The sequence below is a fragment of the Kaistella yonginensis genome, from assembly GCF_030409525.1.
Classification (GTDB): Bacteria; Bacteroidota; Bacteroidia; order Flavobacteriales; family Weeksellaceae; genus Kaistella; species Kaistella yonginensis.
On sequence record NZ_JAUFQB010000010.1, the window covers coordinates 27,136 to 46,081 of the forward strand.

At 35.7% G+C, this 18,946-nt stretch carries 23 protein-coding genes, 1 tRNA gene and 1 pseudogene; 8 read left to right on the forward strand and 17 right to left on the reverse strand.

Annotated elements, in window-relative coordinates; all coding sequences use genetic code 11:
• Window positions 1-174: 174 nt before the first annotated feature.
• The 3 genes from QWY78_RS03525 to QWY78_RS03535 all read right to left on the reverse strand — a co-directional run bounded on the left by QWY78_RS03525 (window position 175) and on the right by QWY78_RS03535 (window position 2,216).
• Window positions 175-248 (reverse strand) — tRNA-Asn (locus QWY78_RS03525).
• 74 nt (window positions 249-322) lie between these two features.
• A complete protein-coding gene (gene rseP, locus QWY78_RS03530) occupies window positions 323-1,660 on the reverse strand; it encodes an RIP metalloprotease RseP (protein WP_290216646.1) in 1,338 nt (445 codons plus the stop codon).
• 112 nt (window positions 1,661-1,772) lie between these two features.
• The gene (locus QWY78_RS03535; RefSeq protein WP_290216648.1) at window positions 1,773-2,216 is read right to left on the reverse strand and encodes a DUF6646 family protein; all 444 of its coding nucleotides are present in this window, start codon (window positions 2,214-2,216) and stop codon (window positions 1,773-1,775) included.
• Between the two features lie 128 nt (window positions 2,217-2,344).
• On the opposite strand from QWY78_RS03535, the gene QWY78_RS03540 reads away from it, so the two are divergent.
• Complete coding sequence (locus QWY78_RS03540; protein ID WP_290216651.1) at window positions 2,345-3,103, forward strand: amidohydrolase; 759 nt, start codon at window positions 2,345-2,347, stop codon at window positions 3,101-3,103.
• 2 nt (window positions 3,104-3,105) lie between these two features.
• On the opposite strand, the gene QWY78_RS03545 is transcribed toward QWY78_RS03540, so the two are convergent.
• From QWY78_RS03545 to QWY78_RS03610, 14 genes are all read right to left on the reverse strand, one after another.
• Window positions 3,106-3,405 carry a thioredoxin family protein gene (locus QWY78_RS03545; RefSeq protein ID WP_290216653.1) on the reverse strand — a complete coding sequence of 100 codons (300 nt, stop codon included), beginning with the start codon at window positions 3,403-3,405 and terminating at the stop codon, window positions 3,106-3,108.
• A 50-nt stretch (window positions 3,406-3,455) separates the two neighbouring features.
• Window positions 3,456-3,662: a hypothetical protein gene (locus tag QWY78_RS03550; RefSeq protein ID WP_290216655.1), complete on the reverse strand. Its 207-nt coding sequence runs from the start codon at window positions 3,660-3,662 to the stop codon at window positions 3,456-3,458.
• Entirely contained in the window at window positions 3,659-3,970 is a 312-nt protein-coding gene (locus QWY78_RS03555) for a rhodanese-like domain-containing protein (protein WP_290216656.1), read from the reverse strand. Before QWY78_RS03555 ends, QWY78_RS03550 begins: the two co-directional genes overlap by 4 nt.
• On the reverse strand, window positions 3,963-4,169 hold the full coding sequence (locus tag QWY78_RS03560; RefSeq protein WP_290216659.1) for a DUF6132 family protein: 207 nt from the start codon (window positions 4,167-4,169) through the stop codon (window positions 3,963-3,965). Before QWY78_RS03560 ends, QWY78_RS03555 begins: the two co-directional genes overlap by 8 nt.
• A gap of 5 nt (window positions 4,170-4,174) precedes the next feature.
• A complete protein-coding gene (locus QWY78_RS03565) occupies window positions 4,175-4,798 on the reverse strand; it encodes a methyltransferase domain-containing protein (protein ID WP_290216661.1) in 624 nt (207 codons plus the stop codon).
• Complete coding sequence (locus tag QWY78_RS03570; RefSeq protein ID WP_290216663.1) at window positions 4,798-5,097, reverse strand: cupin domain-containing protein; 300 nt, start codon at window positions 5,095-5,097, stop codon at window positions 4,798-4,800. The genes QWY78_RS03565 and QWY78_RS03570 overlap by 1 nt, the downstream gene beginning before the upstream one ends.
• Window positions 5,094-5,468: a rhodanese-like domain-containing protein gene (locus tag QWY78_RS03575; RefSeq protein ID WP_290216665.1), complete on the reverse strand. Its 375-nt coding sequence runs from the start codon at window positions 5,466-5,468 to the stop codon at window positions 5,094-5,096. Before QWY78_RS03575 ends, QWY78_RS03570 begins: the two co-directional genes overlap by 4 nt.
• Window positions 5,465-6,877, reverse strand: a complete 1,413-nt coding sequence (locus tag QWY78_RS03580) for an MBL fold metallo-hydrolase (RefSeq protein ID WP_290216667.1) — start codon at window positions 6,875-6,877, stop codon at window positions 5,465-5,467. The genes QWY78_RS03575 and QWY78_RS03580 overlap by 4 nt, the downstream gene beginning before the upstream one ends.
• 82 nt (window positions 6,878-6,959) lie before the next feature.
• Complete coding sequence (locus QWY78_RS03585) at window positions 6,960-7,346, reverse strand: hypothetical protein (RefSeq protein ID WP_290216670.1); 387 nt, start codon at window positions 7,344-7,346, stop codon at window positions 6,960-6,962.
• Entirely contained in the window at window positions 7,343-8,149 is an 807-nt protein-coding gene (locus QWY78_RS03590; protein WP_290216672.1) for a sulfite exporter TauE/SafE family protein, read from the reverse strand. Before QWY78_RS03590 ends, QWY78_RS03585 begins: the two co-directional genes overlap by 4 nt.
• Window positions 8,150-8,225: 76 nt before the next feature.
• On the reverse strand, window positions 8,226-8,669 hold the full coding sequence (locus tag QWY78_RS03595; protein ID WP_290216674.1) for a hypothetical protein: 444 nt from the start codon (window positions 8,667-8,669) through the stop codon (window positions 8,226-8,228).
• Window positions 8,670-8,765: 96 nt separating this feature from the next.
• A complete protein-coding gene (locus tag QWY78_RS03600) occupies window positions 8,766-10,757 on the reverse strand; it encodes a TonB-dependent receptor plug domain-containing protein (RefSeq protein WP_290216677.1) in 1,992 nt (663 codons plus the stop codon).
• A gap of 127 nt (window positions 10,758-10,884) precedes the next feature.
• The gene (locus QWY78_RS03605; protein WP_290216679.1) at window positions 10,885-11,748 is read right to left on the reverse strand and encodes a hypothetical protein; all 864 of its coding nucleotides are present in this window, start codon (window positions 11,746-11,748) and stop codon (window positions 10,885-10,887) included.
• Between the two features lie 112 nt (window positions 11,749-11,860).
• The gene (locus QWY78_RS03610) at window positions 11,861-12,223 is read right to left on the reverse strand and encodes a hypothetical protein (protein ID WP_290216681.1); all 363 of its coding nucleotides are present in this window, start codon (window positions 12,221-12,223) and stop codon (window positions 11,861-11,863) included.
• Window positions 12,224-12,354: 131 nt separating this feature from the next.
• Here QWY78_RS03610 and QWY78_RS03615 point away from each other — a divergent pair, with 131 nt between their 5' ends.
• The 7 genes and pseudogenes from QWY78_RS03615 to QWY78_RS03645 all read left to right on the forward strand — a co-directional run bounded on the left by QWY78_RS03615 (window position 12,355) and on the right by QWY78_RS03645 (window position 18,941).
• A complete protein-coding gene (locus QWY78_RS03615) occupies window positions 12,355-13,875 on the forward strand; it encodes a helicase HerA-like domain-containing protein (protein ID WP_290216683.1) in 1,521 nt (506 codons plus the stop codon).
• Between the two features lie 32 nt (window positions 13,876-13,907).
• A pseudogene (locus tag QWY78_RS03620) lies at window positions 13,908-14,285 on the forward strand (GxxExxY protein).
• A 262-nt stretch (window positions 14,286-14,547) separates the two neighbouring features.
• A complete protein-coding gene (locus tag QWY78_RS03625; RefSeq protein WP_290216685.1) occupies window positions 14,548-15,774 on the forward strand; it encodes a 3'-5' exonuclease in 1,227 nt (408 codons plus the stop codon).
• A gap of 213 nt (window positions 15,775-15,987) precedes the next feature.
• Entirely contained in the window at window positions 15,988-17,187 is a 1,200-nt protein-coding gene (gene lysA / locus QWY78_RS03630; RefSeq protein WP_290216687.1) for a diaminopimelate decarboxylase, read from the forward strand.
• A gap of 65 nt (window positions 17,188-17,252) precedes the next feature.
• Window positions 17,253-17,744: an energy transducer TonB gene (locus QWY78_RS03635; protein WP_290216689.1), complete on the forward strand. Its 492-nt coding sequence runs from the start codon at window positions 17,253-17,255 to the stop codon at window positions 17,742-17,744.
• 71 nt (window positions 17,745-17,815) lie between these two features.
• Window positions 17,816-18,523 (forward strand): energy transducer TonB, encoded by a 708-nt coding sequence (locus QWY78_RS03640; RefSeq protein WP_290216691.1) that lies wholly within the window; start codon window positions 17,816-17,818, stop codon window positions 18,521-18,523.
• A 13-nt stretch (window positions 18,524-18,536) separates the two neighbouring features.
• Window positions 18,537-18,941: a hypothetical protein gene (locus tag QWY78_RS03645; protein WP_290216693.1), complete on the forward strand. Its 405-nt coding sequence runs from the start codon at window positions 18,537-18,539 to the stop codon at window positions 18,939-18,941.
• The last annotated feature ends 5 nt before the right edge of the window (window positions 18,942-18,946 follow it).

Below are 18,946 nucleotides of genomic sequence, written 5' to 3' on the forward strand. Positions count from 1 at the left end.
TGTTTTACCTTCTGCTATTAAAAGTAGAGGAGAAATTTAGCCCGTTTGAATTACGATACAACCGCTTTTTTCAAGTATCTGATTCTTTGTTATAATGCCCCACTTGTAGCTATAGTGGCTTTTTTTTGGACCTAAAATACACAAAAAAACCACCACATTTCTGTGATGGTTTTGCTCCTCTTCTTGGGCTCGAACCAAGGACCCTCTGATTAACAGTCAGATGCTCTAACCAACTGAGCTAAAGAGGAGTGTTGCTCTTTGCGCTAAGCGTTTGCAAATATAAAAACTTTTTTAGAATTGCCAAAACTTTTTAGTGATATTTTTAAAACTTTCCGGTAATCCATTTCAAAATATCGTTTCCGAAAATTAAAACCATGAGTCCCATTAGGAAAATAACGCCAATCATCTGTGCATTTTCTAAAACTTTCTGCGGAACGGGTTTTCCAGTAATCATTTCCCAAAGCGTGAAAACTACGTGTCCACCGTCTAAACCAGGAATCGGAATTAAATTAAGGAAAGCCAACCAGACGGAAAACATCGCTGTAAAACTCCAGAAAAACTCCCAATTGATGGTCTCAGGCATCTGTTTTATAATTCCAATGGGTCCAGATACCTTTTTATACCCTTGTGTTTTGGTATTGAAGACAATCTTAAATTGCTTGATCTGCATGGTCAAAACATCAATCGTTCTGGTTAATCCTCTTGGAATTGATCCCGCAAGAGAATATTTTTTTGTCACTTCTGTTTTTTCAAACTCTTTTAGTGCAAGATTCCCATCAGTAGCAAAACCGAGTTTCCCTTCTTGATCAACTTTCACATTAATTTTCTGAAGGGTATTATTTCGTTCAATATTTAAAATAATCTCCTGATCTTTATGTTGAGAGAGTTGTGGGCTTAATTCATCAAAAAATTGAACTGAATTTCCATTTATCCCTACAATCTTATCCCCTTTCAATAATCCTGCAGCTTGAGCCGCTCCTTTCGGAAAAAGACTATCAATTACAACGGGATATCGTGGGCCGAAATACAATTTCACTTCATTTTCTGCCAATACTTCAGCAACACCATCTTCATTTACAGGGAAGGTTACTTCTTTCCCGTCTCGTAGAACCGTTACATCATTGGCAAACAGCATATTGATGGTGGAGGTTTCCATTCTTTCAGCAATTTTTCCGTCAATTTTCAGAATTTTATCACCATTCTTTAAACCCATTTTTTGGCCGGCAGTTGAAACGGCGATTCCATTTTCAAACTTCGCATTGTCGTGGAATTTTTCTCCTTTAAAATAACTCAGCGAAGAATAGATTACCCAAGCCAAAAAAAAGTTAACGGTAACACCACCCATCATGATGATGAGTCTCTGCCACGCGGGTTTACTGCGAAACTCCCAAGGTTCGGCAGGTTTCTTTAACTGCTCCGTATCCATGCTTTCATCAACCATTCCGGCAATTTTTACATATCCACCGAGAGGCAACCAGCCTATTCCGTATTCTGTACCGCCAATTTTGGTTTTAAACAGGGAAAACCAAGGATCGAAGAAAAGATAAAATTTCTCAACTTTGGTTTTAAAGTATTTTGCGGGAATAAAATGCCCCAATTCATGAAGAACCACTAGAATTGAGATGCTCAATATAAATTGAAATAACTGTATAAATGTCATTGAATATTTTTAAATTATTTTAAGGATTTGCGAAGATACGAATTCTCAAAAGCATGCCAAATAAAAAAGGCTCTCAAAATGAGAACCTTTAGATTTATAATTTTTTAATTTCTTACAGGTTGAAAGAAACACCTATGCTACCGTTATTACCAGCTTCAAGGAAAATACCAACATTATTGTTGAAGAAATATCTTACCCCTAAGTGCGCACCAAAATAGGTTCCACTTTTTCCTAAAAGGCCTAAATCAACACCAGGATAAATATCCCACTGTGAAGGAAGTCCTAATGGCTCTTGTAAGTGAAAATTTAATCTACCGAAAACTCCAAAGTCATCATCTTCATACTTTTTGTCGCTATGGTCAAAGAAGAAGTTAGCTCCAGCACCAACTGAAATCAGTTTGGATAAACCATAATCGTACGTTGCAGTAATACCAGTACCATAACCCCAACCATTAAGGCCGACTTGAATTTTTTGGTCACCTTTACCTTGCCATGCTTGTGCAAATGCCATTTGTCCTAAAAAGAACATAGAACATACTAAGAGTAGCTTTTTCATAATGTTAAAATTTTTAATGTTATTTATTAAATGATACAATTCACCATTCAAATATGAGACCACTTTAAGAATATTTTAACAATTAAACCGAAATTTGTACATTTAGTGCCCTCTTAAATAAACGCGAAATGAAGGATTTAAAAATTGCTGGGCTCCATTTAGATATTATTTGGAAAAATAAATTGAAGAACTATAATAAAATTGAAGAATCTTTTAAAAGTTGTAAAGCTGATATAATAGTACTGCCTGAAATGTTTTCGACCGGGTTTTATATGGAGCCAGCGGAAATTGCAGACCGCAATGAGGAATCATTGGAATGGATGAAAAAGTTTGCAAAGGAAAAAAATACCGCTATTTGTGGTAGCGCTTCTATTTGTGAAGGAGAAAAATTTTTCAATCGTTTTTATTTTGTGGAACCGACTGGGAAATACGCTTATTACGACAAAAGACATCTCTTTTCCTATTCGGGGGAAAATAAAAAATACAGTGCAGGTAAAGATCGGGTGATTGTAAATTATAAAGGATGGCGAATTTTACTTCAGGTATGTTACGATTTGCGTTTTCCAGTATTTTCCAGAAATAAACAAGATTACGATCTTATTTTTTTCGTTGCGAACTGGCCTAAAAGTAGAATTGAGGCTTGGCAAACTTTATTAAAAGCGCGCGCTATTGAAAATCAAGCCTATGTCTTTGGCTTAAACAGAATCGGAATTGATGGCAATAAGTTGGAATATCCAGAAAGTTCTTATTGCCATTTCGCTGATGGTTCTGTGATTTCAAATACAGAAAACAAAATCGTTACCGCACATTTAGAAATCGAAAAACTGCAGGAGTTTAGATCTAAATTTCCGTTTTTAAGTGATGGTGATGCGTTTTTAATCAAGTAATTTTAGGCAAATCTTTTCAAAAGATCTGTTAATCGGTTGACATCGTGCACGCCACTTTCTTTATAAAGCAATTCACCTTTTTTGAAAACTGCTAAGGTTGGAACCCCGCGTACACCGTACTCTGATGCGATTGAAGGAAACTGATCAATATCTATTTTTACAATTCTGGCCAAATCACCAATATTTTCTTTTACAGTGTTTAAAACTGAAGACTGCACTTTACATGGTCCACACCAAGTCGCATAAAAGTCGATTAATACTGGTCTTTCTGAATCAATAAGCTCTTTAAATTTTTGTGACATAATTTTAAAATTAATTGTATTACTTTAATAATATTCTCTTAACGATATCTTTAGTTCAAAGGTTCTTTATCTTCATTTTGAGAAATTTCGCAGGTGCCACCCGCACAACCAAATTTGAATAGAGCCATTGCCATAAAATACAATCCAAAAGGAATCATAAACCAAACTCGGTCATTTATTGCGATAAGCACAAAAAACAGGCCAGCTAACAAATAAAGCCATCTGCTTATAGTCCAGCTTTGTGTTAAGTTTTTCATTTGCTCAATTTATTTTGAAGCGCACTCCAGCCGCCTCCATTATACACTTCGAAACCATGTTGCTGCAGGATTGATTTGGCCGAAGCGCTTCTCATCCCACTGGCGCAACAGGTAATAATCGGTTTTTTCAGGTCCAATTTTTTTAGTTCGCTTTGCAATTGCTGCAACGGGATATTTTTCGACTGTCGGATGTGACCTATTTTAAATTCAGCAGGTGTACGCACATCAATAATTTGTGCGCCACTGATCCAAAGTTGTTTGTAATCAACAGATTTTAATCCCAAAAGATTTTTAATAAAATCAAACATTCTCTTTTATTTTAGATTTTTGAAAGACTGAAAACATCAAATAGCCCATCACCATTCCATAGGCTGTTGAATTAAGCGGTTTGGAGGTGATTGCGCAACTGCCTGTGTTACAGCCAATAAAATAATAATAAGCGTATCCTAAAACCCCACCGACAACAAGGCCAAGTATACCTAGTTTATATTTGTGTAAAAAAGTCATCTTATTCATTTCATTTTTTTGAGGTTAATAAAAACTTCGCTACCTTTTCTCGGTTGGATGCTGTTGTAGCATTCTTCCATCTTTTTAATTTCAAAATACTTTTCAAATATAGATTGGTATTCCTGCATATTTCCACCAAAAGGCGGCCCATTCTTTTCAAAACTTCTGTTGAACACGAGCCCAATGATTCTACCGTTCTCATTTAATAATTCATGCATTTTTTCAGCATATTTTGGCCGTAGAATTGGTGACAGCGCACAGAAAAAAGTTTGTTCTATAATCAAATCATACTTTTCGGCATGTGTGAAAAAGTCTTCACAAAGTATAGAAACTCCGACCTTTTCTTTATATTTTTCTTTTAATATTTGTACCGCTTCTGAGGCGATATCTAAAACCGTCAAATTTTTAAAACCGAGATTCCAGAGAAACGCTACTTCATATGCATTGCCACAGCCAGGAATTAAAATTTTCGCGTCTTTGTTTTGATATTGCCGCATATATTCTTCAATGGCGGGCGAAGAATATCCAATATCCCAACCTGTTTTTTTATTATGCCACTGCGTTTCCCAATAGTTCTTATCGAGTTCAACTGGGTCAGAAGATTGGTTTGGTGGTGAATCTGTACGCATTACAATTCCTGAGCGACAGAGAAGAGGTTTTCCTCTGCAAGTCCTACAACTTCATGCGCTACGTTCACCGGAATTTCATAAACATCAAATTGCTTCATCCTGATTTCTTGGTTTTCAATTAAGAAATTGATTTCACCTTTTAAGACCACTAACGTAGCAGGAACAGGTGCAGTATGTTTTTTCAAAATGCCACCTTTGCCCAGGGCAACAGCAAAATATTTAAGATTATCACTTTTCTTAATCGAGAAAACATTGGCTTTCTCGGTACTAAATTCTATATTTTCAACAATGTTTTTCATTTCTTTTCTGCTTTAATTGCGTTCATGTTTCGAACGGATATTCCTGTGTATACTTTGGTAATGCCCTTCATTTTTAATACTTCTACTGCTTCTCTTGATTGTCTGCCTGTATTGCAAAACACGATCACTTGCTTTTGCTTCCGGAAAAAATCAAGATTCTGGGTGATTTCTGCCAAAGGAATATTAATTGCTCCATCGACTGTCTTTTCTGAATATTCTTCGGGAATACGCACATCAACCAAAGTAGTTTCGGGATTGGTAACCATACTTTTTGTTTCTGCCCGGGAAATTTCTGGAGCGATTTGTGCGGTTTTACAAGACCATAAAGCCAACGAAATCATAGCCAGAACAACCAGATCTTTTATTTTCATAAATCTAAGGTCTTGCTTTGGCAAACAAAGTTGCTTGTAGGAACATTGGTTTCTTTAATTGCTCCAAAACCTCCGTCAACTTCGGTAAAATTTCTAATTCCTCTTGAATTTAAAATACTGGCAGCAATCATACTTCGGTAGCCACCTGCGCAATGCAAGAAGAAATGGTCATCAGAATTTAGATTTTTTGCCCATTCGTTGATATCTACCAAAGGTCTGCTGTAAGCATCATTAACATGTTCGGCAGCGTACTCGGTTTCAGTACGCACATCGATGATTTTCGCTTTCTCATTATATTGGTCTGAAAAGGCTTTTACAGAAATCCGCTGTACAGAATCCACTTCTTTTCCTGCATTTCTCCAGGTTTCAAAACCTCCTTCCAAATATCCAAGTACGTGATCGAATCCTACCCTGGCTAAACGTGTGATTGCTTCTTCGTGCTGGCCAGGATCGGTAACCAGTAAAATAGGTTGTTGCACATCAACAATCATCGCCCCAACCCAAGGAGCAAAATCTCCTTGTAAGCCAATATTAATGGAGTTAGGTACAAATCCCTGATGAAAGTCGGTCGCATTTCTGGTGTCTAAAATAAGCGCTCCGGAACCTTCTACGATCGCTTCAAAATCTGAAGCTTCTACTGGTCGTGATCCTTTTTTAAGAATCTTTTCAAAATCTTCATAACCTCCTTTATTCATCGCGACATTCATACCGAAATATTTAGGTGGTGCCGACAAGCCATCTAAAACCTCTTTCACAAAAGATTCCTTATTGGGTTGATTCAGTGCGTAATTGGATTTTTTTTGATTTCCTAAAGTATCTACCGTTTCTTTCTGCATGTTTTTACCACAGGCAGAACCGGCGCCATGTGCGGGGTAAACGGTAATGTCATCAGCCAAAGGCATTATTTTAGTTTGTAAACTTTCATATAAAATTCCTGCTAATTCTTCCTGGGTCATATTGGCGGCTTTTTGAGCCAAGTCTGGTCTGCCAACATCGCCTAAAAAAAGAGTGTCGCCACTAAAAATGGCCGTTTCTTTTCCATTTTCATCAATTAAAAGATAGGTACAACTTTCCATGGTATGACCTGGGGTGTACAAGACTTTAATCTTAATGTTGCCAATTTCAAAAACTTGGTCATCTTCTGCGATAATTGCATCGAAATCAGGGTTTGCCGTAGGTCCGAAGACAATTGGTGCCCCCGTTTTTTTGGATAAGTCCATATGCCCTGAGACAAAATCTGCATGGAAATGAGTTTCAAAAATATATTTCAACTGAACCCCATCTTTTTTTAATCGATCGATATAAGGTTTTGTTTCTCGTAATGGATCAATAATAAAGGCTTCATTTTCAGAAACGACATAGTAGGCTCCTTGTGCGAGACATCCTGTATAAATTTGTTCAATTTTCATTTTCTTTCAATATTTCGCTTCATCCTTTTTAAAATAATAAAGGATTAAGTTTGTGGCATCTCAGAACCTTTAGTACTAAGATTTACTTACTTTCTTCTATCTCTCTGTATTGTACTACGTTCCCTTGACCATCAGTTGTTTTACCACCTGAACCAAGAGCACCTTCCCACATTATTTTTTCATTGGCAAAAACGGGTTCACCTTTGGTATTAATCTTTTTGGCAATCAGTACTTCTTCAGGCTTACCGTTTTGTTCTAATTTTACTGCAATATTTTCTCCTTGAGCAAAATAAGTAACGCTGATTATTTCTCCTTTTTCATTTTCTAACTTGCTTGTTTCCTGAACCAGGCTAATTTCATTTGGATCTTTAGCAGCACCAGTGGTTGATGTGCTTGTGTCTGTTGTGTTGTCTTTTGTACATGCAGTTAGCATAAACAATGCTAATGCTGCAATGAATAAGTTCTTCATATTGCTATTTGTTGTTTAAAAAATATTTCTTTAATAATGATAAATAAGCCCATAACGAGTACAAGCCACCCAAAAGCGGGTTTCAATTTTCTGCCATCGATGTTTTTTGCTAAAGCTATTCCTAAAAAAATACCAACCACCGACAGTGCAGTAAAAATGATCAGAAAAGTCCAATCATGTGCCACCATTTTCATGGTACTTAAAAAACCAAGAATAGAATTCATGGCAATGATAAAAAGAGAAGTTGCTACGGCTCTTTTCATCGGCAAACCAATAAGCATAACGAGTGCTGGGACAATTAAAAAGCCACCACCTGCTCCTATTAAACCAGTGATGATTCCTACTAAAAGTCCCTGTGAAACCAAAATAGTATAGTTATTTCCGTTTTGTTTTCTTCCTGAAGGTCGTTCGGTTTTCCTAATCATTTTAATAGAGGCAATAAGCATCAGTATCGCGAATAAGAAAAGCAAAAACATATCTTTGGTCATGGTAATTCCCCAACGATTGATAATGTATTCAGGCAAATGTGGCAAAATCAGTCTTCGTGAAAACAAGACCCCTAAAATAGACGGAATACCGAAAATCAAGGCGGTTTGAAAATCAATCAGTTTCTCTTTAACAAAACCTGCAGATCCCACCAAACTTGTAACACCGACGACAAAAAGCGACAATGTTGTTGCTGTAACGGGATCAAAACCGAAGACATATACGAAAATTGGTACGCTTAAAATACTTCCACCACCACCTATTAACCCCATAACGAGACCAATAATGATTGCTGAAAAATATCCCACTAACTCCATTTATATAATTTCAGCAAAAATACTGTTTAATTTTTTCATAAAGAGTAACCGAAGTCACAGAACACAAATTACTCTTTTAATTAATATCTATTATTTGAAGTACGTTCGGACCCACTTCTACCGTTTGGCCTTTGTTTTTACCTTTGATGTTTTGAAAAACAGGAGCCTGATCAGAAAAAGCAATTACTTCTTTATTTTCAAACTTAAAAACAGGTACGGAAATTCCGACGAATAAGAAGTTCTTATCAGTTTCTACAAGTGTTCCTTTTTCAATTTTATCATGGGTGAGCTTAAGTTCACCTTCTAAAAAAGAAAGGTTTCTTTCTGCTTCTTTCAGCATTTTTTCGTACCGAAGTTGCATATCTTTGGCTTGGGTCTGCTGCGAAAAATCCTCTGGGTCATGCGTGCTTTCTTCGTCTAAATCTGAGGCGATCTTATACCGATCGACCGACTGTTTTAGACTATCAATTACTACGTTTTGTTCTTCAATTATGATGTGGATGATATCTGTTCTTTTCATGATTCTTCATTTTGTTATCTACCAAATTTACTGATTTTTTTTGGCAATTGGTTTTTTAAAATAGCCAACATTTGGCAGGTCTATAATTTTGCATTCCTACCAATTAAAATTCATATTGATAAAGAAATTTCTTCCTGGTCGCGGGATTTTATTCCAATCGGAGTAGGTGGTATAATAGTGGTCGAACAAATTTTCTACACCAATTTTGGTATAAATTTTTGTTTGCCCAAGAGGAAATAAATATCCTACGTTCGCATTTACGATGGTGTAATCAGGGGTTTCTGCTTCACCATATTGTGCTGCGAACTCCTGATGTTTGGCATTTCCAAAAACAGAAACTTCGGTCGCGAAGTTATTCTTATCATATCTTAAAGCGGTTTGATAAGAAAAAGGACTCATAAAAGGTAAGTTTTCACCTTGATGGTCTTTCCCGTGGGTATAAACCAATTGAACGATCCATTTTAAGGGGTCCGCAATCTGCAGTTCTGTCGTCAAACTCATATTAAATAAAGTTGCATAATCCAAGGCGGTATATTTTTTCACTCCGTTTGCGCCAATGGTCATCGGAACAAGATTGTGAATGATTTTTCCGACGATATAATCTGACATATGAAAATAAGATGCAGACACTTTAGCGCTGTATTTTTCTTTTTTTACACCGATGAAAGCATTTGCTTCTAAAGAGGATTCATTTTTAAGCTTGGGATTCCCAATGTAATCATATTTTTCAAAACTGTTAAACAAATAAAACCCATAGCCTTCCGAAACAGATGGTGCGCGATCTCCATATCCTAAACCGAAACCTGCCTGAAATCTGTTTTTATCAAATTGATAATTGGCTGCAAAACTTTTTAGCATTCTGGTTTTTTCTGGATTCATTTCAGGATAAAAAATCTGCAAACTGTTTAATCCAAATTCACTTTCGATCTTATTTTGATGCATGGTTACCGAGGCAGATAATCTTAAGCTGGAATTATCATTAACTTTGATTTGGTCTTCAAGGTAAATGGATTGTGCCAGCGTTCGCACATCTGGCCAAGTTAACATAAACATTAGCTTTTCATTTATATCAACGGGATACATGGTCATTTCTGCGGATGATTTATTCATAAAACCATTGATATTGAATAAGACATTATGGTTCTTGAAAACAGATTTTAAATGGGAATAATAGCCATAGGTTTTACTCCAACCTGGCATATCCATGTGAATGGGAACATTGGGTCTTTTGGTATCATCCATTCGGTGCATGATCGTATTAAAATAAATTTTGGTTTCCCAACTTTTTAGAAAATCACTTCCTGGGAGCATTTGAAACTTCAAAGAAGTGATCAGCGCTTCTGCAATAGAAACATCCATGGGTAAAGCGGGATAACCTACATCATTTGCTTTGTCGTAAATTACCGACACTTCAACTAATTTATTCGCTCCAATTTTCAACCCAGAAATACCTGACACATTTATCTTTTGAAATTGTGAGAATGGAATTTCTATATTTCCGCCGGCTTTGTAATTCTCAGCATCACGCATCATAAAATTAACATCAGTATAGAATTTCTCTGTTTTAAGGTTGGTTCCTGCGCCAAAAATCTTTTGTTGATTCACTGATTCATAACCGCTATTGAGATTAAAGTTCCATTTCTTTTGGCCAAACCCCATTTTATTTCTTTTCAAATCAATGGCTCCGCCGATGGTATTTCCGTGGCAAGAACCCTCCTGGCCTGAACTAATGCTGGCTTCCATTAAATTAGAAACTTCAATGTAAGAAGTTATCGGATCCATTTTATCGGTACATGCGCCAAAAATCCGCATCCCATCGATTGTGACCAACGTCCTTTCGGTTGGCAGACCATTGATGAGCGGCTCCCACGCATAGGCACCACGCTTAATCATCTCTACTTTCGCAGATCTCTGCAGGTATTCATCGATTGAGCCTAATGGTTTGTTTTCTTTACTGGAGATTTTAGTCGTTCCAATAACAATAACCTCTTGAATATGTTGTGGTTGAATAGTGTCAGTTGAATATTTCTGGGCAAAACTGTTGGTAAACAGAAGTACAAGAATATTCACAAGTACATATCTTTTCATGATAAAAATTTTGATTATTAAGACGCTCATCAAAATTTAACAAAATGGTTGAGCATCAAAAAAAATAGGGAAAATCAAGACTAACCAAAAACATTGCAGCTAGTCTTGAGGATTTTTTTAGAACGAATTAGAAATCGATTTCGAAAAAGATGGTACTCGCCAAATTGGTATCGGTAACTTCTTGCCCTGCCAGAACGGTTCCTTCAGCATTAGCCAGTTGCAAATTGATTTTCCAATAACCGGTCATGGTCAACGATAGTTTTCCGTTATACAATTTCCCTGCGCCAGATTGCGTTGCATGTACATTATTGGGTGAACTGTGATTTCCCATGCCCGGCATTCTTGGATCAACTTTTACAGTGTTTCCATCAACCATCGGAAAATTCATCATATCCTGCATTTTCCAAACACCAATTGTTAAATCATTGATGGCGACTTTTGGAGATTTCGGTTCCACAAAAGCGACGATATATCTCACATTATCGCTACCCAAAAAAGAGTTGACTGTTTTTTTCGTTTCAACCGGAACATCAACAACCGTTGTTGCCGTGTAGGTATTTACACCAATGGTATAATCGATTTTTAAATCCCAATATTCCGTTGCATTGCCTGGCATTTGAAATACGATATACCCTGAATATAACGAACCGTCCGAGGTGACTTTCTGTACGGCTGAATTCGGACAAGAGTGTGTCTTGTCTGTCATATGCATTAAGGGTTTCCAGGAAATATTCGCATTTTTTTCGTACTGATTGGTCGATTTATTTTTAATTCGAAGTTTAAGATCATTGTATCCTAATTGGGTTATGCCAGATTTAGAATACAGTTCGATAACATGCGTATCGTTACTAAGTTCTTTAATTTTTAATAATCCTTCAATTTCAGAATTGGGGTTTATTGGTTCCAACGCATCATCATCAGTGTTTCTGCACGAGATTATAAGAAATGCCATTGCCAATAAGGCAAATATAGTTTTGAATGAAAATTTCATTTTTTTGAATTTTAAGTATAAATTGATTGTTAATTTTTCTCTTCTAAAAAGAGATGGTTAAACTGCTTCAGTTTCAAATGAAAAAGAAGAATTTGCGTTGCGAAAAATCAAATTATACCCGTGGTGGCTGCGGCAGAATATTGAGGAAAACTTCAGGAATAAAAACTTCCTGAAAAGTAAAATTTGCAGATTTATGGTCATCGAAATTCTGTTCTCTAATAAAAAACTCAGCAGGTGCAGTGGGTAAAATATTGAACTCAAAGGCATACTTTACCAAATTAAAAGGATTCGTGGACTTCTCACTTTCTTTTTTCATCTGACATTTACCGTGGCATTCCATTTCTGGTTTTTCCTTATTAACACAATGAATTTCATAAAAATCTTGATTAATCTTATAATCAATCATAAAGAGCGAATTTTGAAAACTTGCTCCAAAAATAAGGATTGATAATAGAATTGTTACTGATGATTTCATGACCGTTCAAAATTAAGACTTTTTAATCTGAATTGAAAATGATTTTCATCAGTAAAAATTTTAATATTTTACCACAGATAATTTATAATCTTTATTATTTTTTATCTTTAACACTTCAAATAAAATACACAATGGCAGACAAAGAAAAATTTGTACAGGAACTTACGACAAGATATACTCCAAAAGGAGGATTCATCACCTTAGGAAAAGCCATGCTCGATGGAGAAGTGGTCACAGATGTTGATGTAACCATACCCCTAAAAACACTTAACCGTCATGGTTTGATTGCAGGAGCAACCGGAACGGGGAAAACCAAAACCGTTCAGGTTTTTGCCGAGCAGCTTTCGCACGCCGGAATTCCGTCTTTGGTTTTGGACATCAAAGGTGATTTCTCCGGAATTGCAGAAGCAGGAACGGAAAACGCCATTATTTCTGATCGATATTCCAAGACAAAACTGCCTTATCAAGCCCAAGCTTTTCCGGTAGAACTGATGTCGATTTCTGGTGAAAAAGGCATAAAACTTCGTGCGACCGTTACTGAATTTGGCCCTTTGCTTTTAAGTAAAATTTTAAGCCTTAATGATACACAAAGCAGCATCATGTCGATTGTTTTTAAATATTCAGACGATAAAGGATTGCCGTTGATTGACTTGGAAGATTTAAAAAAATTATTGCAATATCTGACCGATAACGATCAAGGAAAGGCAGATTTGAAAGGAAGTTATGGCTCCATTTCGCCGGCTTCGTTAGGCGCTATTCTACGCTCAATCGTAGCTTTAGAACAACAAGGTGCAACAGGGTTTTTTGGCGAAACGAGTTTTGACGTAAATGATCTATTGCAAACCCGCGATGGAAAAGGAGTTGTAAATATTTTAAGAGTTCAAAATATCCAAAGTCAGCCACAACTTTTCTCTACCTTTATGCTTTCACTTTTTGCGGAAATTTATATGACGTTCCCAGAAGAAGGCGATACGGGAAAACCGAAATTTGTTCTTTTTATTGATGAAGCGCATCTTATTTTTAATGAAGCGAGCAAAACTTTACTAGCACAAATTGAAACAATGGTAAAACTGATCCGTTCCAAAGGGGTGGGAATTTATTTTATTACGCAAATTCCGGGTGATGTTCCAGAAAATGTACTTTCTCAATTGGGTTTAAAAATCCAACATGCACTGCGTGGTTTTACCGCAAAAGACCGAAAAGAAATTTCGAAAGCGGTAGAAAACTATCCGATTACAGAATATTACGATGCAGGACAACTGATACAAAACCTGGGAATTGGTGAAGCATTTATTACCGTCTTAGACGAAAAAGGCATTCCAACTCCGTTGGTTCATACTTTTTTAATTTCCCCAGAAAGTAGAATGGATGTGTTATCCGATGCAGAAGTATCCGATCTAACAAGCAAATCTGCATTGGTGAAAAAATACGAGCAAACTGTCAATAAAGACTCTGCCTATGAAATGTTGACAAGCAGAATGGAACAAGCCGTACAAGACGCCGCACCAACGATGAAAAAATCGGTAACGAAAGAGCAACCAAATGTTTTTCAAGAAGTGATTGGTAGTAGAGCAGGAAAAACTTTCATGAATACCTTTGCCAGAGAACTGGGCAAGTTTGCTTTAGGAATGATCACCGGGAAAAGACGATAAACAAGTTTTAACATTGATGTAAACAAAAAATAATGAAAGAAAACGAAGTGTCCTATAAAATTCGTGGTTGCATTTTTAAGGTTTACAACAAACTTGGACCTGGACTTTTAGAAAGCGCATACGAAGCAGCATTGGTTTATGAACTAAAAAAAGAAAATTTGGAGGTAAATAACCAAATTGCCTTACCCATGATTTATGAATAAATAAAAATGGAAATCGGCTACCGATTGGATATTTTGGTCGAGAGCAAAGTAATTATTGAACTGAAATCTGTGGAAAATTTGTTAGATCTACATCACAAACAAGTAATCACTTACCTGAATCTTTCTGGTTTAAAATTGGGTTTATTGGTAAATTTTAATTCTGATGATATTTCAAAAAGTATTTTTAGAAAAGTCAATAATTTATAATTAGCAGATATTTCCCCCGCTGATTTCCGCTGATTGTTTCCGCTGATTTCCGCCGTTTTTCTTTAATACTTCTGCGCTATCTGCGGTGTTTTAGATCTGCGCTAATCTGCGGGAAAATTCAATAATTCCCCGCTGATTTCCGGCAATTTTCTTTTATACTTCTGCGCTAATCTGCGGGAAAATTCAAAATTTACTTAAGTTGATTTTTTTATATTTGAAGATTAAAGACCATTTCTTGGTTTACGTGAAAAATTAGAATAAAATGTATTCAGTAATCGATATAGAAAGTAACGGTGCGCCTTTCCGCAAAGAAAGCATCATCGAAATCGCCGTGTATAAATATGACGGTCATAGAATCATGGATCAATTTATCTCTTTGGTCAACCCTGAAAGTGAGATTACCCCATTTGTACAAAAACTCACCAAAATTTCACCAAAAATGGTGAGAACTGCACCGAAATTTCATGAAATTGCGAAAAGAGTTGTTGAAATAACTGAAAATACGACTTTGGTGGGGCATAATATTGAGTTTGATTACAGGATGCTCAGGCAAGAATTTAAAAAATTAGGTTATGAATTCAAAATCAACACGATAGACACGATTCCTTTAGCTAAAAAATTAATACCAACCGCTGAAAGTTATAATTTAGGCAAATTGGTAAAATCGCTAGGAATCCCGTTGGTTGATCAACATCGAGCATCAGGCGATGCGAAAGCGACCTTAGATTTGTTTAAATTATTAATGATAAAAGACAAGGATTCCGAAATCATTCAGCAACACCACGATGAGGTGAATGGGAAATCGTACTTAAATAAAATTCGCGACCTAACCCAGGATTTACCCGCAGAGAAGGGCATTCTTTATTTTCAGGATCAAGAGGGGAAAATTATTTTCTCTGATTTTGTTGATGATTTAAATAAATTTTCAAAAGGGGTTTTTCACGCTAAATCAAAACGCTGGAAAAATATTCAAGAAGACGTGGAGCAAATTCAATATGAATTAACAGGCAATGATCTTTTGGCAAAATTGATGATGAAAAGTAAAGGTTTGAAAAAGAAAGAATCTTTACCATTTGGACTGTATCATAAAAACAATAAATATTTCGTAGATAAAATTCAAAATCAGCAAGTTGACCTTCCTTTTGTGAAATTTAAAGCTTTTACGCAAGGAATAAAAGCAGTGAGTTTCATCAACAGCCAACCAAATTTAAAAGAGATAAAAAATCTAAAACAACTCCTAACGATTGCTAAAGAAGATGAGTTATGGCTCTCAACTGGTAGGGTTTTAGGTGAGAAATCATTTTTAATTTTAGAAAAAGGAGTATTGGCAGCTTACGGATTTTATGAATTATACACTCAAATTGAATCTTTGAAAAAATTATCAAACTTAAAAATTGACCTTAATTCCCCTACTTCAGATTTAGAAAACGATTTAAAACTAGGACTTTTGCGCGGAGATTTTGAAAGAATAGCAACTCCTTTAAAATAAATAGCAGAAAATTGAATAAAAAATTTTATTTTTGAAAAAAATTTAGCAAAGTAAATCAATGAACGTTCTGAAATCTATAAAAAAGGTAGCTTCTAAGGGGAAAAAGTTTTTCTCTAAAGAAAACTCCGTGGATTAAGGGCGAATATGTTAATAATATTATGAAGCAGGCTCTTTTGGGGTCTGCTTTTTTTAATGAAATAAAACCAAAATCATATGACCGACAAAAATTTAATGAAAATTGCCGAGGAGTTCGGAACACCAACTTATGTTTATGACGCAGAAAGTATCAAAAATCATTACGAAAAACTAACTTCTTCTTTCCACAAAAGTACCCGATTTTTCTACGCTGCAAAAGCACTTACCAACATTAATATTTTAAAATATATTAAAAATTTAGGCGCTGGTTTAGATTGTGTCTCCATCAATGAGGTGAAGCTAGGCTTAAAAGCAGGGTTTACCCACAAGCACATTCTGTTCACACCCAACTGTGTTGATTTGTTAGAAATTGAAGAAGCCATGCAGCTGAAAGTTCATATCAACATTGATAACATCTCGATTTTGGAACAATTTGGGAATAAATTCGGGAACACTTATCCTATTTTCGTGCGAATCAATCCGCATATTTACGCAGGTGGAAATCATAAAATCTCCACCGGCCATATCGATTCCAAATTCGGAATTTCTATTCATCAGCTCCGCCATATCGAAAGGGTAATGAAGTCGACCAACCTTTTAATAGAAGGGCTTCACATGCACACAGGCAGCGAAATTAAAGATGCAGACGTTTTCCTTCAAGGGCTTGAAATCATGTTTGAACTGGCGGAACATTTCCCAGATTTAAAATATATCGATATGGGAAGTGGATTCAAAGTGCCTTATCAAGAGGGTGATTTGGAAACCGATGTAAAAACTTTGGGTAAAAAAGTAGAAAAAGCGTTGACTGATTATCATAAAGAAAGCGGCAGAAAATTCGAATTGTGGTTTGAACCTGGCAAATACCTGGTGAGTAGCAGCGGTCATTTTTTGGTCAAATCAAACGTTATTAAGCAAACAACCGCTACTGTTTTCGTGGGAATTAATTCGGGCTTCAATCACTTAATTCGTCCGATGTTTTACGATTCCCATCATATAATTGATAATCTTTCGAATCCAAAAGGTGCAGAAAGAATTTATACGGTTGTTGGAAATATCTGTGAAACTGATACTTTTGCCTGGGATCGCAAATTAAATGAAGTTCGTGAAGGTGATGTTTTGGTTTTCAGAAATGCCGGCGCCTACGGATTTGAAATGAGTTCTAACTTTAACTCACGGTTGAAACCTGCCGAAGTTCTTTTTCTGGATGGCAAAGCACATTTAATCAGAAGAAGAGAAGAATTCGATGATTTGCTGAAAAATCAGATTGAAGTACTATAAATGTCATCTTTTAAATCGCTGTTATCAAAAGGTTTTTCGTAAATTTACTTATTAAATATACCGTTATGAAACGATTAGTATTTCTAATGATTTTTACATCTGTTTTCTTCCAGGCTCAGGAGATTGAAGATTTGCAAGAAGGTTATTTTTTCTCTGAAAGCAGTAAAAATTTTTTTAGAGTTGATATTAAAAAACCTTATGACTATTACAAAGTATCCTCTTGCGCGGAAGATTCCCCATTTATAAGAGCGCAGTTTGAAGGTGGTGATGCTGCCTTTAACAGAGAATTGTTCCGGTATATTTCAGCGTATGTAGATAAAGAGATTTATGTAGTGAATGGAACGTTCTTTCTTCAGATGGAAATTGATAAAGAAGGAAGAGTCACCAGCCTCAACATAATTCCAAAAGTTGAAAACAGCGATGGATTCTTGAGGGATTTAAAATTCGCTGTCCGGAAAATCAAAAAAAACTGGACCCCCTCAAAATGTAATAATGTGCCGGTGGATTCTAAAATACGCATTCGACTCAATTTTGTTACAGAAAGCATTGACGTTTAAATAGAAAATATTTATATTTCAAAAACTCTGTGAGTAATCGCAGAGTTTTCTTATTTTTAACAAAAATAGAGATGCAAAAATATTTACTCTTTTTACTATGCAGTTCAAGCATGTTTTCCCAAACAATCCATGAAAAATATCCTGATAATCAAACAGATTACATTGGTGGGAATGTTCAATTCTATAAAGATTTTCAGCAGGTTTTAAAAGATAAAAATCTGGAACCTTGTGCAGATAAAGCTGAAAACTTACACTTTCGACTGGTGGTTTATCCTGATAAAAGTATAAAATATGTAAAGTCAGAAGACCCTACTGTAGAGACTTACAAATGTACTTTTGAACTTTCAAAACAAGTGGTAAAATATCTAAAAGGCTGGAATCCGGCAGAAGTAAATGGTGAAAAAGTAGCTGCAGCAACAACCTTTCTTATCATTCCTAGTGAACTTTTTGGTGAAATAAAAGAAGGCTACGATCCGATTAACGATTTAGAAATGGCGATGTATGAAGGTGGAATACAAAAATTTAGAAAAAAAGTTTTTCAAGGAATTGATATTAGTGGTTATAATTTTACCGGAACTTTTAGAATGGAAGCCACCTTTTATATCGAAAGAGATGGCAGCATGAGCAATATCGAGCTGGCACAATCTTCTGGTTTAAAAGTTTTCGATGACATGATCATCACCTCCCTATCTAAAATTAAAAATAAATGGAAACCTGGAACTATTCATGGAATTCCCGTTCGATACAAATTCAGACTCCCCATTGCTTTTGCAAATTAAACTAAAAAGAATCATGAAAAACGCCATCTCTTTCCTCTTAATGTTGGTTGGTTTACTTTTTTCTGCGCAACAAATTCCAAACCCAGTCCCGAAAGAATGGGATAAAGATGCTTTTTACAAACTTGGAAAAGAAAAACTGCATAAAGATTTCAAGCGTGCCCTCACGTATACCGTAGCTGAAAATTATGTCATTAATGGCATCATTACTTTTGCAATTTATGTAGATGAGAAAGGCTTTGCAAAAATTATAGACATGAAACCAAAATTCAAAAATGATCAACTCCTGCTGGATGATTTGAATTATGTTCTAAGAAAAACACATAAAAACTGGCAAGCCGCCCAAAAAGAAAACAAACCTGTAAAGTCTATTTACTACTATAAAATAAATTTTAACACCGAGGTTTATGATCATGATTAATTGGT

Excerpts from the sequence above, each read along its gene's own strand:
- QWY78_RS03600 (WP_290216677.1), bottom strand. The coding sequence starts at position 10,757 with ATGAAAAGATATGTACTTGTGAATATTCTTGTACTTCTGTTTACCAAC.
- QWY78_RS03550 (WP_290216655.1), bottom strand. The coding sequence starts at position 3,662 with ATGAAAAACTTAACACAAAGCTGGACTATAAGCAGATGGCTTTATTTG.
- QWY78_RS03555 (WP_290216656.1), bottom strand. The coding sequence starts at position 3,970 with ATGTTTGATTTTATTAAAAATCTTTTGGGATTAAAATCTGTTGATTAC.
- QWY78_RS03610 (WP_290216681.1), bottom strand. The coding sequence starts at position 12,223 with ATGAAATCATCAGTAACAATTCTATTATCAATCCTTATTTTTGGAGCA.
- QWY78_RS03535 (WP_290216648.1), bottom strand. The coding sequence starts at position 2,216 with ATGAAAAAGCTACTCTTAGTATGTTCTATGTTCTTTTTAGGACAAATG.
- QWY78_RS03575 (WP_290216665.1), bottom strand. The coding sequence starts at position 5,468 with ATGAAAATAAAAGATCTGGTTGTTCTGGCTATGATTTCGTTGGCTTTA.
- QWY78_RS03595 (WP_290216674.1), bottom strand. The coding sequence starts at position 8,669 with ATGAAAAGAACAGATATCATCCACATCATAATTGAAGAACAAAACGTA.
- QWY78_RS03585 (WP_290216670.1), bottom strand. The coding sequence starts at position 7,346 with ATGAAGAACTTATTCATTGCAGCATTAGCATTGTTTATGCTAACTGCA.
- QWY78_RS03540 (WP_290216651.1), top strand. The coding sequence starts at position 2,345 with ATGAAGGATTTAAAAATTGCTGGGCTCCATTTAGATATTATTTGGAAA.
- QWY78_RS03640 (WP_290216691.1), top strand. The coding sequence starts at position 17,816 with ATGCAAAAATATTTACTCTTTTTACTATGCAGTTCAAGCATGTTTTCC.
- lysA (WP_290216687.1), top strand. The coding sequence starts at position 15,988 with ATGACCGACAAAAATTTAATGAAAATTGCCGAGGAGTTCGGAACACCA.
- QWY78_RS03625 (WP_290216685.1), top strand. The coding sequence starts at position 14,548 with ATGTATTCAGTAATCGATATAGAAAGTAACGGTGCGCCTTTCCGCAAA.
- QWY78_RS03615 (WP_290216683.1), top strand. The coding sequence starts at position 12,355 with ATGGCAGACAAAGAAAAATTTGTACAGGAACTTACGACAAGATATACT.
- QWY78_RS03565 (WP_290216661.1), bottom strand. The coding sequence starts at position 4,798 with ATGCGTACAGATTCACCACCAAACCAATCTTCTGACCCAGTTGAACTC.
- QWY78_RS03545 (WP_290216653.1), bottom strand. The coding sequence starts at position 3,405 with ATGTCACAAAAATTTAAAGAGCTTATTGATTCAGAAAGACCAGTATTA.
- QWY78_RS03580 (WP_290216667.1), bottom strand. The coding sequence starts at position 6,877 with ATGAAAATTGAACAAATTTATACAGGATGTCTCGCACAAGGAGCCTAC.
- QWY78_RS03645 (WP_290216693.1), top strand. The coding sequence starts at position 18,537 with ATGAAAAACGCCATCTCTTTCCTCTTAATGTTGGTTGGTTTACTTTTT.
- rseP (WP_290216646.1), bottom strand. The coding sequence starts at position 1,660 with ATGACATTTATACAGTTATTTCAATTTATATTGAGCATCTCAATTCTA.
- QWY78_RS03570 (WP_290216663.1), bottom strand. The coding sequence starts at position 5,097 with ATGAAAAACATTGTTGAAAATATAGAATTTAGTACCGAGAAAGCCAAT.
- QWY78_RS03590 (WP_290216672.1), bottom strand. The coding sequence starts at position 8,149 with ATGGAGTTAGTGGGATATTTTTCAGCAATCATTATTGGTCTCGTTATG.
- QWY78_RS03560 (WP_290216659.1), bottom strand. The coding sequence starts at position 4,169 with ATGACTTTTTTACACAAATATAAACTAGGTATACTTGGCCTTGTTGTC.
- QWY78_RS03605 (WP_290216679.1), bottom strand. The coding sequence starts at position 11,748 with ATGAAATTTTCATTCAAAACTATATTTGCCTTATTGGCAATGGCATTT.
- QWY78_RS03635 (WP_290216689.1), top strand. The coding sequence starts at position 17,253 with ATGAAACGATTAGTATTTCTAATGATTTTTACATCTGTTTTCTTCCAG.